General features: G+C 29.8%; 10 protein-coding genes. 5 read left to right on the top strand and 5 right to left on the bottom strand.

The features are described 5' to 3' along the window. Nucleotides 1-363 precede the first annotated feature (363 nt). Both Q4Q40_RS06280 and Q4Q40_RS06275 read left to right on the top strand, forming a co-directional pair. Complete coding sequence (locus Q4Q40_RS06280) at nucleotides 364-1,878, top strand: T9SS type A sorting domain-containing protein (protein WP_303300933.1); 1,515 nt, start codon at nucleotides 364-366, stop codon at nucleotides 1,876-1,878. 188 nt (nucleotides 1,879-2,066) lie between these two features. After that, nucleotides 2,067-3,293 carry an IS4 family transposase gene (locus tag Q4Q40_RS06275; protein WP_303300932.1) on the top strand — a complete coding sequence of 409 codons (1,227 nt, stop codon included), beginning with the start codon at nucleotides 2,067-2,069 and terminating at the stop codon, nucleotides 3,291-3,293. 479 nt (nucleotides 3,294-3,772) lie between these two features. On the opposite strand, the gene Q4Q40_RS06270 is transcribed toward Q4Q40_RS06275, so the two are convergent. The 4 genes from Q4Q40_RS06270 to Q4Q40_RS06255 form a co-directional block, all read right to left on the bottom strand. Then, nucleotides 3,773-4,900 (bottom strand): TlpA disulfide reductase family protein, encoded by a 1,128-nt coding sequence (locus tag Q4Q40_RS06270; protein ID WP_303300931.1) that lies wholly within the window; start codon nucleotides 4,898-4,900, stop codon nucleotides 3,773-3,775. Between the two features lie 9 nt (nucleotides 4,901-4,909). Further along, nucleotides 4,910-6,361, bottom strand: coding sequence for a RagB/SusD family nutrient uptake outer membrane protein (locus tag Q4Q40_RS06265; protein WP_303300930.1), 1,452 nt, complete (start codon nucleotides 6,359-6,361; stop codon nucleotides 4,910-4,912). A 5-nt stretch (nucleotides 6,362-6,366) separates the two neighbouring features. Next, entirely contained in the window at nucleotides 6,367-9,906 is a 3,540-nt protein-coding gene (locus Q4Q40_RS06260; protein WP_303300929.1) for a SusC/RagA family TonB-linked outer membrane protein, read from the bottom strand. Between the two features lie 156 nt (nucleotides 9,907-10,062). Next, nucleotides 10,063-11,199 (bottom strand): FecR family protein, encoded by a 1,137-nt coding sequence (locus Q4Q40_RS06255; RefSeq protein WP_303300928.1) that lies wholly within the window; start codon nucleotides 11,197-11,199, stop codon nucleotides 10,063-10,065. Between the two features lie 134 nt (nucleotides 11,200-11,333). Here Q4Q40_RS06255 and Q4Q40_RS06250 point away from each other — a divergent pair, with 134 nt between their 5' ends. Both Q4Q40_RS06250 and Q4Q40_RS06245 read left to right on the top strand, forming a co-directional pair. After that, on the top strand, nucleotides 11,334-11,918 hold the full coding sequence (locus Q4Q40_RS06250) for an RNA polymerase sigma factor (RefSeq protein WP_303300927.1): 585 nt from the start codon (nucleotides 11,334-11,336) through the stop codon (nucleotides 11,916-11,918). A 632-nt stretch (nucleotides 11,919-12,550) separates the two neighbouring features. Beyond that, on the top strand, nucleotides 12,551-14,017 hold the full coding sequence (locus tag Q4Q40_RS06245) for a T9SS type A sorting domain-containing protein (protein ID WP_303300926.1): 1,467 nt from the start codon (nucleotides 12,551-12,553) through the stop codon (nucleotides 14,015-14,017). A 606-nt stretch (nucleotides 14,018-14,623) separates the two neighbouring features. Here Q4Q40_RS06245 and Q4Q40_RS06240 read toward each other — a convergent pair. After that, nucleotides 14,624-15,211: an RNA polymerase sigma factor gene (locus tag Q4Q40_RS06240; RefSeq protein ID WP_303300925.1), complete on the bottom strand. Its 588-nt coding sequence runs from the start codon at nucleotides 15,209-15,211 to the stop codon at nucleotides 14,624-14,626. A gap of 364 nt (nucleotides 15,212-15,575) precedes the next feature. On the opposite strand from Q4Q40_RS06240, the gene Q4Q40_RS06235 reads away from it, so the two are divergent. Then, a complete protein-coding gene (locus Q4Q40_RS06235; RefSeq protein ID WP_303300924.1) occupies nucleotides 15,576-16,703 on the top strand; it encodes a FecR family protein in 1,128 nt (375 codons plus the stop codon). The last annotated feature ends 118 nt before the right edge of the window (nucleotides 16,704-16,821 follow it).

Below are 16,821 nucleotides of genomic sequence, written 5' to 3'. Positions count from 1 at the left end.
ATGCCAATCTACAGTTTATTAATTAAATATGTATAGACAGAAACTAAGCAACGTAACTTATAAGTTTCAACATAATTATCTCATCTGTTTTTAAAAACTATTTAAAACAAAAACACCTTATTATTACACAATAATTAAACGTTAAAAGCCCACCATCAAAGACACACAGGTTTTCTGATTTTTTTTTCTAAAAAACTATTACATAAAACAAAACAAAATAAGCGATTCTATGAATTTTTAACAACAAAACAAGAAAAATACAAGATTTAGTTTTAAAAATTTCAAAAAAAAATAAAAATAGGCTAAGGGTAAAACAATAACTTAACGTATTATTAATAATATAACTTTAAAAACTAATAAAGAATGAAACAAATTTACTTTTATGCTATACTATTACTTTCAGGTATAGCAAACTCACAAACCACACATATCACACTTGTAAAAGACATTAATCCTGGTACTAAACCTTCTTCTCCAACAAGTTTATTTGCATTTAATGGAAAACTTTATTTTGCTGCAGATGATTCATCTGGATCTAATACTGGTGAAACAGATGTTGGTAACGAACTATGGGTTTCTGATGGTACTGAAACTGAAACAAAGTTAGTAAAAGATCTTGATGGAACTGATGCTGATTCTAACCCAGGCAATTTTTTTATATTAAATAATGCATTATATTTTCAAGCATACGATGCAGGAACAGCTAGTTACAATATGTACACTACCGATGGTACAGAAGATGGAACAAATTCATTTAATAATAATTTTCAAGCAGGAATACCTACTATTGTTGGCGATAAAGCTTATATGAGATCTTATGTTTGGAATGCTGATTTTACTGATCTTACTGGTACTTATTATGAGTTTAATGGTGAAACCTTTAAAGAACTACCAGATAGCGGGGAAGGTTCAGTAAACGTTGGTTATAATGCTGGTTATATTGCTCTTGATGATAATTCTATTTTATTCAATACGGAATATACTATAGCAGGAGAAACTCCTCTTGGACCAGAATTATATTTATACAATATTACTGATCAAACTTATACCTTGATTAAAAATTTTGGTGATGATGGTACGGTTGTAGATGGTGAATTAGAGTATTTATCTATGTCTTATTTAACAAAACTAGGAGACGCTGTTTACTTTTCGTTTGATGGTAAATTATGGATTACTGATGGAACCACAGACGGAACAATGCAAGTATCAACAACTGCTGCAATTGGTGACGTTAGAGATTTATATGTTTGGGAAGATAAACTATTTTTTGAAGGTGATCTTGAACCTGAAAATGATACCACTGTCTTTGATCAACTTTATGTATATGACCCAGATGCGGACTCTCTAACAGATATTACTGGTCCATATAATATAGAACGTGATCATAACCCCATGCATTTTGCTGCTCCTGGTGATGGGTACTTATATTACGCTGGAAGATCTAGTTCTGACTTACACAACTTATTTAAAACAGATGGAGTAACAATTGAGACAGTAGAATCTGGTTTAATTGACAATGTTGATGATATTGTTGTTTTAAACAATAAACTTTATTTTGAAGCTGATTTTAAAATTGATTTTTTTAGTATAGGAAGAGAATTATTTAGTGTTGATCCGTCATCAATATTAAGCGCTTCTGAATTTGAATTAGATAGTTCACTTTCAATTTATCCAAACCCTTCAACTAATTACTTCAATGTTCAATCTACTTTAGAAGGAGAAATTAACTATACTATTTACAATGTAACAGGTAAAAAAGTACTTAAAGGTACGATTGAAAATGAAGTGATTAATCATAATTTAACTTCAGGGTTGTATCTATTAAAATTAGATAACGGTTTTAACTCAATTTCTAAAAAAATAGTAGTTAAAAACTAATCCCTTTTTTATAGATTAAAAGCAAAAAAAGCTGTCTTTTCAGATAGTAGTGGTCGGAAGATTTTTTCTTCCGACTTTTTTGTTTTTACATTTCTAAATTTATTAGCTTCAACTGACTGATTTTTAGTGTTTTATCTAGGTTTTTACATGTGTTTTTCGTATCTTAACATACTAATAATCAATCCTTTATGTCAGTATTTAAAGATCATAAAATTTCTGTAAACGAATTGCTACACATCATTCCCGAGTCACTTCTTTCGCAATTATCCACCAACACAAAAGTAGATTATTATGCTAAGGTTCTTCATGGCAAAAAAATGTTTTACCTGCTACTTTATGGTATTTTAGAAAATGAAAAACTAAGCCAGCGTAGTTTAGAAGATACCTTTAATGATCCTATTTTTAAAACATTATTTAACTTAGATAATTCAGAAACCGTTAGAAGGAGTTCTATCTCTGAAAGACTCTCTAAAATTGATGTCGGTTATTTTAAAGAGATTTTTGATTGTATATATGAACAATTTTCAAATCAACATAGTACCATTGAGCAAACTAAATATAACCTGATACGTGTAGATAGTACTATTGTTTCTGAACTAGCAGGAAAACTAAAAGCAGGAATCGATCAAAATAATGGTAAAAAATTTATTAAATATACGATGTTGTTTGATGGTCTACTTCCTAGTGGCATAGAAGTATTTGATTCACAAACCTATACTTCCGAGGAGAATGCATTACCAAAAACAATTCTTAACCATGTAAAAAAGCAAAAAGACCATAATAATATTTATGTGATAGATCGCGGGTTACAATCCTCCAGAACCATGAAAAAATTTGATGACCAAAAGATCTCTTTTATTGTTAGAGCAAGGGAAAATAGAAAATATCAACAGGTACAATCTCTTATAGAAGAACATCAACAAAAAGACTTAGGGGAGCTTGTATTGATAAAGGACGCTATAGTAAAGTTCTATACTGGTGTCCCTATAAAAAATAGCAAAGGAAATACGCATTATAGAGAAGAAAAAGTCGAAAACCCATTGAGGCTTGTCATAGCTAGAAGTAAAAGTACGCCTGAAAAAGAATTTTGGATAATAACTAACGCTATGGACTTGTCTGCTAAAGAAATTACAGATTATTATAGAAAACGTTGGGATATAGAAGTCTTTTTTAGATTTATAAAGCAAGAACTTAACCTAAAACATTTTTTATCATTAAATAAAAACGGTATACAAGTAATGATTTACATGTCCTTAATTACTGCGATGCTAATTTTACTATATAAAAAGGCCAATAATCTAGGATATAAAACAGCTAAAAGAAGAATGAAAATGGAAATTAGAAACCTTGCAATTGCAATAATTATAACTCATACTGGAGGTGACCCCAATATGATTTTTAAAAAAGAAACATAAAAAAAGTGGTCAGAATTTCTTCCGACCACTACTATCTTTTCAGACAGCTTTTTTTGCTATTTACCTCGTCCGTATTTATATTTTAGTTATAGCTCTTTATTAACCTTATAGGAGGTTGACATCAATAACTAGGGCTTCATTCTACAATAAACATAAGGATTTATTTCCTATAATATTTTCTTACGTAGAATATAGCTTTATGTACTAAAATTAAATACGTGCGAAATAAGTAAAAATAGACACAAAAATTAATGGTTTTAAACGATGTAAGGCTTAAAAGTGATTGAGCAAATAGCATCTCAACAATATGGAAAATAATTTTATTAAGCTTTTTATTCAACTTTATAAATTTAATCAAAAAAAATATCGAGGGTTATAACCCTCGATATTTATCAACTTCACACACTTGGTGAGATTTCACCTTTCTTTACTGTTTTGTATGTTCCTTTATATTTATATCAAACTCTTATGAGTTTATATTACTCTACTGCAAGTATTTCTTTAATTTTTGCTTTAAGTTTATTGCCTTTAAGGCCTCTAGCAACAATTACCCCATTTTTATCTATTAAAATAGTTTCTGGTATTGTATTTACTGCGAATACTTTTGCTGAAGGACAATTCCATTCTTTTAATGATGAAGCCTGATCCCAAACAACATACTCATTTTTCTTTAAAAAATTATGCCATTTAGTTTCCTTTCTATCATAAGATATTCCTAAAACTTCTAAACCTTTAGGATGAAATTCATTGTATATTTCTCCTATATGTGGCATTTCCTTAATACAAGGTCCGCACCAAGTTGCCCAACAATCTATCAACAATACTTTACCTCTATATTGATACAAACTAGTTTCTCCTCCATCTAATGAAGGAATGGAAAAATCATTAGGGATACCGCCTACAAATGATCTTTTTATTTCTTCGACCTCGTATTTAAAAACCTTTGCTTCTTTTGAATTCTTAATACGCTCAGATAGGTTGTTAAATGCCTTTTCAACTACAGGTAGCGGATCAAATCGTAACATATAGTTTTTTATATAAAAATAAGCTCCATAACTATCCGAATAATTAGCTAAAATATTGAGCGTTTCATCAATAAAATCAGCATCAAATTTTGCCCGCGTTTTTGCTAACTCTTCATCACTTAGTTTTCCTTCTCTATTTGCTACAACTACTCTATTACTTTTACCTCCCCACACAGTTCTTCTATCTTTATAATTGGCTTTAAGCTTCGCATAGACTGCATCTTCTTTTCCACGTTCTAAATCAAAAAGATATTTTGTGTATTTTTCTGTAACAACTTTTGCTAGAATATTAACATCAATAACAACCGCATCTTCAATAATAAAATCTTCTTTAAACTTTGTACCTACAATTGATAATCTGGCTTCTTTAATTTCGTTAAAAGCGTCTCCTATAAAAGTAAATTTACCATTCGCATCTACATGAGCGGAACCTAAACGTTTTACAACTCTTAAATTAGAAAGTTCTTCTAATACTATTTCTTTTCCTTCACCGCCTTTAAAAACACCATTAATTACGTATTGGGGCTTTTGAAATGATGAAAATAATAATGCTGTTACTAAAATTATAAATATATTTTTCATATGTTTTGTTTATCTATCGTATAAAGGAAGGTCTGGATTAAATTGTATTACATCATTAGAAATTGGTAAAATATACCTTGGATCATTTGGAGGTAATGTGTAATCTACACCTAGTACAGTATGAGTGACTGTTTTAGCAAATTCAGGTTCTTTATTAAGCCTTTTTAGGTCCACAAACCTATAATCAGAAAGAAAACAAAGCTCTCTTCTTCTTTCTTCAAACACCATTAATAAAGCTTCTTCATCTGTTGCCGCTGTTAATGGCACATTGTTGGTAATTCTATAATCTCTAAGGTAGTTTATATGCTCCATGGCTTTATCTTTACTACCAACTCTAGCTTCTGCTTCTGCTAAAATAAGATATAAATCTGGTAACAACATTCCTGCATTTCTATTTACATAGGCTCCATAAATTGTTCTACCAGGAAAATAAATAAAATTAACAAAAGAGGCTTTATCCGTTTCAAAATACAAATCTCTACGTTTATCAATTGAACCACTTGGTAAATCTTTTTCAAATATATCTACTAATTCTTCTGAAGCTAAAGCACTTCCATTAAAATTAGTTGACGAATTTTTAATATACATATTTTCTGCAACGTCTTCCATATTTTCCATTGCTCCAAATGTTATAGTATTAAAAATCCTTTCTCCCCAGTCTCCTCCATCAAAAGCTATGTAAATTTTCAAATCTTGTAATTCAAAATCTCCTTTATTATCTAAAGCTAAATTTGCATAAGTAAGTGCATTTTCAAATCCCCCCATAAATAAATAAACTTTAGATAACAATAAATAACCAGAAGCTTTTGTTGGGTGGAAATTACTTGAGGCAGTTACGGGAAGAGAAGGAATAGCTTCTAACAAATCATCAATTATTTGATTATAAACTTCTTCTACAGAATTTCTACCATAGGTTGCATAAATATTATCATCTAAAATTAGGGGTACACCATAATCTGTGCTAGCTGTATCAGGATCGTAGGCTTTTGCATAAAGATTTATTAATTTGAAAAAATTGTATGCTCTACCAAATAAAGCTTCTGCTCTAATAGCTGATTTTTCTTCTTCAGATCCACCTGTAGACTCCATTACATTATTTGCTACAAAATCAAACGTGTAAATTTGCGAATACATTGATGTAAAAAAAGGATCATTTACATCAGCTTCATGAGTAGGTCCAGAGTTAAAATAATAATAATTTACAGCAAAATCAGGCACTGCAGTAAAACCGAGTACATCTGGCATATCTGGATCTAAAGATTTTTCTAAATCATCCGTAAAAAGATTGACATAACCCAATTGAGTCTGAGATATAAGATTTTCATAATTCAATAAATATTCATAATCTTCATATTCTGAAGGTATAAATTGTCCTTTTGGTATTACTTCAAGAAAGTCACTACAAGAACAAAAATTAAAAATAATTAGTAACGCTAATACTCTTTTATAAATATGTTTCATAATTTTTAAAATCTTAAATTAATTGCAAAAGTATATGTTGGCATAATAGCAGTTCCTCTACCACCATCGCCCGTCCAAACCTCAGGATCTAGATTATTTCTGTTATTTGTCCAGAGAAAAGGATTACGAATATCAAAAGTAAATCTTAAGCTAGAAAAATTAATTTTTTCTAAGATCGCTTTAGGTGTATTATACGCTAAAGATATATTTCTTAGCTTAACGTAATCTGCCTTTTGAACATGTATATCTGCATAGGTCCATATATTTCTTTGAGAACTTGGAACAAAGTCAGGATTTGAAACACTATTATTCCAGTTAATTGCTGGTGCCGTATATATATCAGCCTCATCACCTGGCTCTTTCCAATAATTTAAATGTACCCTATCTAAATTACGTGTTAATGAGTAGGGATATGTATATGTTTGCGTTTGTCCTGCGGCTACATCTCTCTGAACATGTCCTCCGTAATAAATAAAAAGCAATGAAAGATTAAATTGTTTATAGCTTATATTATTGGTGAAAGAGGCATGATATGGAGGATCATTAGTTCCTTCAACTTTCAAATCTTCCAATTCTAAATCAAGATAAGAATCTACAATAGTACCATCTGCTTTATAAGCTAATGGAGCTCCTTTCTCGTCTAAGCCAGCATAACGAAGCGTATAAATTGCATTTAATGCTTGTCCTTCTACTAAATAATTTTCGTAAAGATAATCATACGCATAAAATGTAGAATATTCTGGAATAAACTCTGTAACTATATTTCTATTATAATTAAGTATTAAATTACCGCTCCACCTAAAATCTTGTGTACTTATAAATGGTGCATTAATTTGAAGTTCAACACCTCTATTATTTAATGAGGCATAATTTTTAGCAACCTGAGACCAGCCTAAAATAGGATCTGTGTCTAACTTTGCAATGGCGTCTTTGGTATTCCTGTTATAATATTCAAGAGTACCTGTTATTTTCTTAGAAAACAACTCAAAATCTAAGGCTATATTTGTTATAAAAGTTTGTTCCCATCTCAACTCTTCATTTGGCGGAGAATATATATAAGCCTGTGTTTCTCCAGCAGCATTAGGTGTAGTAAGAAGTGATGCTATAGCCTCTGGCCCGCCATTATCATAAACATTACCACTTATCCCATAGGTGGCTCTAAGTTTTAATCTATCTAGCCATGACACAGGCTGTGTGTCTATGATATAGTTTGCTCCAAAAGACCAAAGCGGACGAAATGTATATTTAGGGTTTTTACCAAATAGATTAGATTCATCTATTCTTGCACTTGCATTAAGTCCTAATTTATCATCAAACATGTACGAAATATTCCCATAAGCAGATATATATCTATTATCCGTAATTTGGTTAACTGTTTGCCCTCCCAAAGTAAAAACTCCTAAAGTAGATTCTGTTCCTAAAATCTGTTGAGATAATGTATACTCATTTACAGCGGTAAAAGTTAAATTATCAGGATCGAAACCATAACGTTTAAATCCATATGTTTCTGTAATGGCTTTATTCCTTTCTCCCCCTACAAGCACCCTTAAATCATGTTTATCATTAAATACTTTAGAGTAGTTAAGTTGCGCTCGTAACGTATATGAATTTCTATCATTAAATGTTTCTGTAATTTGACCTCCGTAAGGAATGTTATTAATAATTTCACCTCCAGTTTTGACACCAGTAATTGGATCCACTAAAACAGGATCAGTAATTACATCATTAATAATTACATCTACTATTTGAGCAGCATTGTTTATCATATTACGAACAGAATAACTATCTCCTGAAGTATAAATTTGACTATGGCTTCTACCATACTGTAATTGACCTCTTAATTGTACACTCAATGATTCTGAAAGCTTAATTTCTGTTCCAACATTTATATTAACAGAAGGACTTTTACTTGTTGTCTGTACCTCATTTAACTCGTTCAACGGATAATATGATTGATCTAATAAACCTGACCCAATAAGTCTTTGAATCTCCCAATCACTCTTAATGTGATTCCACTCCGCTGGATTTCCATCTTCATCTCTAAGCACTTCATAAGGAAGTCTTGTAGCTCCTAATAAGGAAACACCTGAAATACCTGTATAATTATCTGAAAAACCATAACTAGTTATAAGAGACGTATCAAATTTAAGCCAATCATTTAATTTAAAATAGTTTTTTGCGTTAAGCCCTATGGTTTCAGTAGCTCTATCTACTTCAAAAGAACCTCTACTTGAATAATTTAAAGATAATGAATATTGATGGGTTTTAGTCCCCCCTCTTAATGCAAGGCTATGTTGTTGTGTATATTTTGAACTTATTAACTCATCCTCAACTTGACTATATCCATCTAACCCCCTAAGTCTATTTAACTCAGAATTTAAATACTCATCTGAAATTAAACCATCACGATGATCATACAATAAAGTATTGACTTCATCCATAGCTAACTTTTTATCTTTTCTCGCAGATGAACCTGTCACATTAAAAATATCTATCTGATAATCTACAAATTCGGAAGATGACATTAAGTTTTGATATGATCTACTTGGCTTTGGTTCTATTTGATATGATGATGTATAGCTAAAAGTTGGCTTACCAACAACACCTCCTTTAGTAGTTACCACAATAACTCCATTTGCAGCTCTAACACCGTAAATCGAAGCCGCTGTAGCATCTTTTAAAACCGAAACACTCTCTATATCGTTAGGATTAATAGACTCTAAATCACCATTATAAACCACACCATCTAAAATAATTAAAGGATAGGATTCTCCTAAGATTGTGGAAACCCCTCTAATTACGGGAGTACCCCGATATAAAGATAACCCGCTTAGAGTCCCTTCTATTCTTTCTAAAATATTTGTTTGAAATTTGGTTTCTATTACTTCGGCTCCTACAGATTCAAAAGAACCAACAGATTTTGCCTTTGAAACAACTTGATATCCTGTATTAACTGCTTTCTTTCCTGTAACAACTATTTCATCTAACTCATTATCAGACTCTTTTAAAACAACATTTATCACTTTTTTGTCGCCTACCTTTATATTTTGTGTTTCAAACCCCAAACTAGAAAAAACTAGCACATCGGTAGTTTTAAGACCTTTAATACTGTAATTACCATCAAAATCTGTTAGTACTCCCTTTCTAGTCCCTTTAATTTGAACAGTTACATTAAATAAAGGAACCTTATTCTCATCAGTAACATTCCCAGTAATTTCCTCTTGTATTATTCTTGAGGCTTTTTTTTCGATTACAATTGTCTTATGTTTAAGTAAGTCAAAATGATAATCTTCATTAGGAACAGCTTTAGATAGTAAGTCTTGTACTTTAATAGTACTTTTACTTAAATTAACCAGAGGAAAATCCTTAAAAAGATCTGAACGGTATATAAATTTATAATCTGTTTGCGTCTGAATAATATCAAAGATTTCATCAATGGTAACTGTTTTGTTCTCCTTAATTTTAACATTCGCATTCTGTGAAATAATATCATTGGGTGTTAAACTAAAAATGGTAGAGCAAAACAACAACAGCATTGTTCTCATAATAAAGTTTTTTGTTGTTTTCCTAAAAAAGTAAAATTCTTTAGTAAAATTAAAATTCATAAATTTGTTAGGCATTAGTTATTCATTTAATTAATGTATTTAAATCTAAGGGATGAGGTTAATTTACTTTGAGCGGTATAAACCTCGTCTCTTTTTTTATTCCAGAACTATTTTGTCATCATATACTTTATAATTTAGATTAATATTTCTTTTAATAGGTTCTAAAATTTCTTCTAGATTCATACTTTTACTTAAAACACCATTAAATCTTATATCTTCAAGTTTTTTGTTTTTAATAATTATATCTATATCATACCATCTAGACAAAGCTTTCATAATTTCCTTTAAAGGTTTGTTTTTAAAAGAAAATATACCTTTTCTCCAAGCTGTTTCATTATAAACATTAACAGTTTTAATTTTAATATTACCTGTTACTTCATTTAAAACAGATTGTTCACCTACGTTTAGTTTTTCTTTAAAAACGTCATTTCTTACAGACACTTTACCTTCGGCCAAAGTGGTATAGACACTTTCTTCATCTTTATAAGCTTTTATATTAAATTCTGTACCTAACACTTCTACTTCTTGCAGATTAGATACAACTTTAAAAGTTGCTCCATTATGATTTTCGCTAGGAGACACATCAAAATAAGCTTCACCATATACAAGTACTACTTGACGGGTTTCTCCTTTTTTAAAGGTTACAGGGTATTTTAATTCTGATTCAGAATTTAACCAAACCTGCGTATCATCTGCTAACTTTACCTCAAACTTACCGCCTCTTGGCACAGTAAGGTAGTTGTAAGAAATGCTAGTACTTCCTTTTTTATTATATACTATTTGTTCCCCATTACTTTCAACCTCTTCTGTATTATAATGCTGTCCTTTTTCTAAAACAACACTAGAACCATCTTCAAGAGTTAAGGTAGCCTTATCAACACCAGGGCTTACGACTTCTTCAAAAGAATTTAAATTATTAATTGGTTTTTGATTGTTTATAAAGAAATAAGAGAATGAAAACGTAAGAACTATTAAAGCCGCGGCAGAGGAGTATTTAAACCAACTTGGTAAAACATACTGCCTTGGTTGCTCCTTTTCATTTATTGTGTCCCATATTTTTTTATAGGCACTATCTATATCTGGTTTATTTAGTAATGTATGGATATCATAATAATCTTTTATATAGTCTTTAAAAAGGTCTTGGTTTTTCTTTTCTCTTAACAATACTTTAAGTTCACTTAGCTCTTTTGAAGATATTGTATTTGTTATATATTTTATTGTTATTTTTTTCAATGGTGTGTTTGTTTTATTTGAGGTTGTACATTTTATACGCTAATTTATTATTTTACCCTTAGTCAATTTTTATTTTTTTAGGGTATTTGTATTTTTAATTATTAGCATATTTGTATTTTTAATTAAAAATTAATTTGAAAACTCTCTCGAACGACTCTATATTGGCTAAAAACATTAAAAAAGGCAATAGAAAAGCATTTAGGGTATTGTTTGAGCGTTATTATAAAAAACTTTTAGATTATGCGGTTACCTACACTCACAATTTGCATGAAGCTGAGGATATTGTTCAGCAAACATTTATAACACTTTGGAAGAATAGATTAAAAATAAATACTGAAAAATCTGTTAAAAGTTATTTATACAGAATAACATACAACACGTATATTGATACTTACAGAAAACAAAAAAAAAGAGATGCTTTTTTTAATGAACTTAAAGAACAAGCGCTTAGAGAGAGAATCACAGAAGACCCTGAAGCTCTAGAAAAACGTATTATTAAATTAAAAAATATAATAGAAACACTACCAGAACAATGCAAACAGATTTTGTACATGAATAAGTTTCAAGGTCTTAAGTATAAGGAAATTTCAGAGCAATTAGATATTTCTGTAAAAACAGTAGAGTCTCACATGTATACCGCTTATAAAAAAATACGAAAAGCTTTTAAAGAAGATAATTTATTTTTGTTATTCATCTATAAATATGTTTTTAAACAGTAACCAGCTTACTATCGCTCTAGTTTTGGTTAAAACTATAATATTAACTGTATTATCAATCTATTCACTATTTATGATGGCTAACAAGAATCCTATAAAAACAACCTAGTTTCCTCAATTCGTAAATATATTAACATAATCGAACTTATTTTAGTAACTACTCTTCAATAGTTAAGAGCTTTTATACTTGTATTCTTCTCAAAACCATAACAAGTTTTTTTTTTAACTAAATTCAATATTATTAAGACAATATATTATCAAATATAACAATCATAGCCTATTAATAAAATATTTTATAGACAGAAATTAAGCAACGTAACTTATAAGTTTTCAACATAATTATCTCATCTATTTTTTTAAACTACTTAAAACAAAAACCCCCTTATTATTACACAATAATTAAACGCTAAAAGCCCACCACCAAAGACACACAGGTTTTCTACTTTTTATATGTTTTTTTCTAAAAAAAAAACTATTACACAAAACAAAACAAAATAAGCGATTTTATGAATTTTTAACAACAAAACAAGAAAAACACGAGATTTAGTTTTAAAAATTTCAAAAAAAAATAAAAATAGGCTAAGGGTAAAATTATAACCTAACGTAATAGTAACATAATTTTAAAACTAATAAAAATGAAAAAAATTTACTTTTATGCTATACTGTTACTTTCAGGTATAGCAAACTCACAAATTACACTTATTAAAGACATTAATTTTACTAATTTTGCCACCACTGCCCACTCAAGCCCTGACAAATTATTTGCATTTGATGGAAAACTTTATTTTTCTGCCGATGACTCATTTGCTTCTAACACTGGTGACGTAGATGTTGGTAAAGAGCTATGGGTTTCTGACGGTACTGATGCTGGAACAACGTTAGTAAAAGATATTAATGTAGGTGATGAAAACTCAAGCCCTCAATCTTTTTTTATATTAAAAAATGAATTATATTTTTACGCAAATGATGGTGATCACAATATCTACAAAACTGATGGTACCGAAGAAGGAACATTAGCTCAAGGTATTAATTATCAAATTAATACACCTATTGTTATTGGCGATAAAGCTTATATGCAAGTTTATTTTGATGTTTTATATGAATATGACGGTGAAACCTTTCAAAAATTACCAGATATGGGTACAGGTGAAGTAACAGATGCTGGAAGTAGTTACATTGCTCTTGATGATAATTCTATTTTATGTCATGTAAAATATGAGATAGCTGGAACTTCTGTTGGCAAGGAATTATATCTTTATGATATTCCTAATCAAAGTTATACCTTGGTTAAAGATTTTGATGGTACGGCTGCAGATGCCGATTTAAATTATTTCGCAAAGTTGGGAAACAAGGTTTATTTTACAAATGAGGGTGATACTACTTTATGGGAAACCGATGGTACACCAGATGGCACCAAACAAGTAGCTGCTGCATCTAGTGTTTCTGATGTTAACTATACGTACGCTTGGAATGGTAAACTGTATTTTGACGGTAAATTAGGCACCTACGACCAACTTATATCGTATGACCCTGCAACAGGGACAGTTACCGAACTTAGTACTATAACAGCTAACCACCATCCTGATGATTTTGCTGATCCAGGTGATGGGTACTTATATTATGGTGGTAAAGCATATCCTCTTTCTCCTGGTAATCAACGCCGTTTGTATAGAACAAACGGAACAACTGTACAAGCAATAGATCTTGACTCATTTGATAGGGTTGATGAAATTACTGCTGTAGGTAATAAACTATATTTTGAAGCTAGTTATGATACTGATCAAAATCCTACAGGTCCTGCTGATATAGGAAGAGAATTATTTGGTGTTGATACATCATTATTAACAACATTAAGCGCTTCTGAATTTGAATTAGATAGTTCTCTTTCAATTTACCCAAATCCTTCAACTAACTTGTTAAATGTTAAAACAACTTTAGAAGGAGAAATTAACTATACTATTTACAATATAGCAGGTAAAAAAGTACTTAGTGGTACGATTGAAAATGATGTAATTAATCATAATTTAACAATAGGGTTATATCTATTAAAACTAGATAACGGTTCTAACTCAGTCTCTAAAAAAATAGTAGTTAAAAACTAATTACTTCTTTTATAAATTAGCAAATATCTAAGGAGGCTGTCTGAGAAGGCAGCCTTTTTTGCTATTTACTTCATCCGTTTTTTAACTTTAGTTATAAGCAATATTATTAACTTTATGGAAGATTGTTATGGTATTACACCAACTTAAATAATTAGAGTCGTTATATTTTTTGAGTCTTTCAGAATGGCAAAACCTAACGAATTTACAATAAAAGAACCTGCTTATAAATACTAAAATAAATGCTTTGAACGTTTCATTTATTGGTCTCAAATGGAGTTAAAACTATGTACTTTAGTGGATGTCGCTTTTAGATTCTAAAAACTTTTGACACGAACCAGCCTGCCGGCAAGCCAATGTCATTAAGATGAGGAGATTTGTTCTGTTTTGTCACATTGAGTGTATTCGAAATGCTTTTAAAAACTAAGGTTATAAGGTCTTCGACTGCGCTCAGACTGACATTTTAGTCTTAACTTAATGACATTGGCTTGCCGGCTGGCAGGTTTCACGAATTCACACAAATTCAGTTTTACCATATTTCACGAAGCAGACTTTTAGTCTGCCAAAACGAACCTATGGACTGGAAGTCCATAGGAGGAGTGGTTTAGTTTAATTTAGTAATTCTAATTTGATTTTTTTGTGAAAATTCATAAATAGTAGGTGGAGATTTTCTTTTTCAAAACCTTTGCGTATTTTTTTAAAAGCTAAGCTCATTTGCGATTCTACAGTTTTTACAGAAACTCCTGTGGTTTCTGCAATTTCTTGATATTTCATCCCTTTAATTTTATTCATTTCAAGTGTTTGTCTGCACTTTGGAGGCAAGGTTTGAATAATTTGATTCATTTTATTAACACGTCTTTCTAAAGCTTCATGATCTTCCTCTATTCGATCTCTTAAAGCATTTTCGTAAACAATATTTAATATATTATTCTGTCGTTTTTCCTTATTAATAGTGTTTATAAATTCATTATATGCAATGGTATATAAGTAACTTTTTGGCGATTTAAAATCTTTTAATTTATCCTTTGCATACCAAAAATTAATGAAAGCTTGTTGCACAATATCTTCAGAAGTCATTTTATCATGCGTATAGGTTACAATGTAAGCTACTAATCTGTCGTAATATAAATTAAATAGATGTCTAAAGGCGTTTTCGTCACCATTTTTTATGGCTATGGTTGCTTCTAGTTCATTCATAATTTAATCTTATTATGTTATTTGAAATTGAAATGAATATTTTTAGAAGTTTAGTTTGATTTGTAAACAATAATATAAACAAAATGTAAAATGTGCAATAATTTTTAAAAATATAGAAGGGAAACAGGCTGTTTTTGAGATTATCACATTATAGATTGATTTTGTTACAAAATTCTTTGTTTATTCTAAAATAAGTTATAAAAATAAGTGTTATTTGGAATTGTGTTTTACTAAAAAAAAGCTAATGAAAAAGCTGTTTTTGTAGCATAAACTTCATTTATTTAATAATAACTGTATTTTTTTTTAGGGGTTTTTTAAGTTTTATTAGTAATAATATATATGACACCTAAAGAGGAATTCAATTTTGAAAAATATTATAACAAAATTTATTGCAAATACAATTACAGAGGACGAGCTAGAATTGCTTTGCAAATGGCTAGAAAATCATAAAAATCAAAATGAATTTAAACAATATATTTTAGATTATCATGATTTAAATATTACGATGTTAAAAAATGATGCTGACAAGGCTTTTAATAGAGTGAAAAAATCTATCGATAATCCAACAAACTCTGTAAAAGTTATAAGATTATTTAAAACAAAATATCTTAAATATGCTGCAGTTGCTGTACTATTAATTTCTTCTAGCTATTTCTTTCTAAAACGAAATGAAATCGTAGAAAGAGATCAAATTACTGTAAGTACAGGTACTGATAAAGCTACTTTAACTTTTGAAGATGGTACTAGTGTTGTTTTGGAAAAAGGACAACTTTATAAAACAGATAAGGTAGTTAGTAATGGAGAGCAATTGGTATATAATAAAACAAAAATCGATGTTATTGTTTACAATTATTTAACTGTACCGCGTGGTGGAAAATTTGAATTGACTTTGGCAGATGGAACTAAAGTATGGTTAAACTCTGCTTCTAAATTAAAATATCCTGTAGCATTTAAAGAGGGAGTAACCCGAGAGGTAGAACTTATTTATGGAGAAGGATATTTTGATGTTTCGTCTAGTAAAAACCATAATAGTACCAAATTCAATGTGGTCTCTAAGTTTCAGAAAGTTGAAGTGCTAGGTACAGAATTTAATATAAAAGCATATCAGGATGAAGAATATGTGTATACTACACTTATAGAAGGAAAGGTGGCTGTAAGTAATGAAGTGTATAAAGAAAACTTAAATATAAATGAACAATCTATTCTAGATGATGATCATGGGATAATAAGAATTAGTGATGTAAATGTATATAATGAAACCGCTTGGAAAAAAGGCATCTTTTCTTTTAGAGATAAATCTTTAAAAGACATTACGAAAGCTTTATCAAGATGGTATGATGTAGACTTCGTTTTTAAAAACAAAGCACTGGAAACCATGACGTTTAACGGTGTTTTAAGTAAAAGCAAAACACTTGAAGGGATTTTAACAGCCATTAAAAGAAATGTGAATTTAAATTATAAAATATATGACAAAAAAATAGTTTTAGAATAAAAAAAGGGACAAAGCTTATACCTCCACAGTACTCTAGCTTTATCCCTCAGGACGTATTAATTATATAATTAACTAACACTCAACAAATTTATGAAAATTAACTTTACCAAAGAGTTTT

This window comes from Flavivirga jejuensis (genome assembly GCF_030540765.1).
GTDB classification, from domain to species: domain Bacteria; phylum Bacteroidota; class Bacteroidia; order Flavobacteriales; family Flavobacteriaceae; genus Flavivirga; species Flavivirga jejuensis.
This window is presented reverse-complemented; position numbering and strand designations above follow the sequence as displayed.

Coding starts and splice junctions, on each gene's coding strand:
- Q4Q40_RS06280 (WP_303300933.1), top strand. CDS start 364: ATGAAACAAATTTACTTTTATGCTATACTATTACTTTCAGGTATAGCA.
- Q4Q40_RS06275 (WP_303300932.1), top strand. CDS start 2,067: ATGTCAGTATTTAAAGATCATAAAATTTCTGTAAACGAATTGCTACAC.
- Q4Q40_RS06270 (WP_303300931.1), bottom strand. CDS start 4,900: ATGAAAAATATATTTATAATTTTAGTAACAGCATTATTATTTTCATCA.
- Q4Q40_RS06265 (WP_303300930.1), bottom strand. CDS start 6,361: ATGAAACATATTTATAAAAGAGTATTAGCGTTACTAATTATTTTTAAT.
- Q4Q40_RS06260 (WP_303300929.1), bottom strand. CDS start 9,906: ATGAGAACAATGCTGTTGTTGTTTTGCTCTACCATTTTTAGTTTAACA.
- Q4Q40_RS06245 (WP_303300926.1), top strand. CDS start 12,551: ATGAAAAAAATTTACTTTTATGCTATACTGTTACTTTCAGGTATAGCA.
- Q4Q40_RS06240 (WP_303300925.1), bottom strand. CDS start 15,211: ATGAATGAACTAGAAGCAACCATAGCCATAAAAAATGGTGACGAAAAC.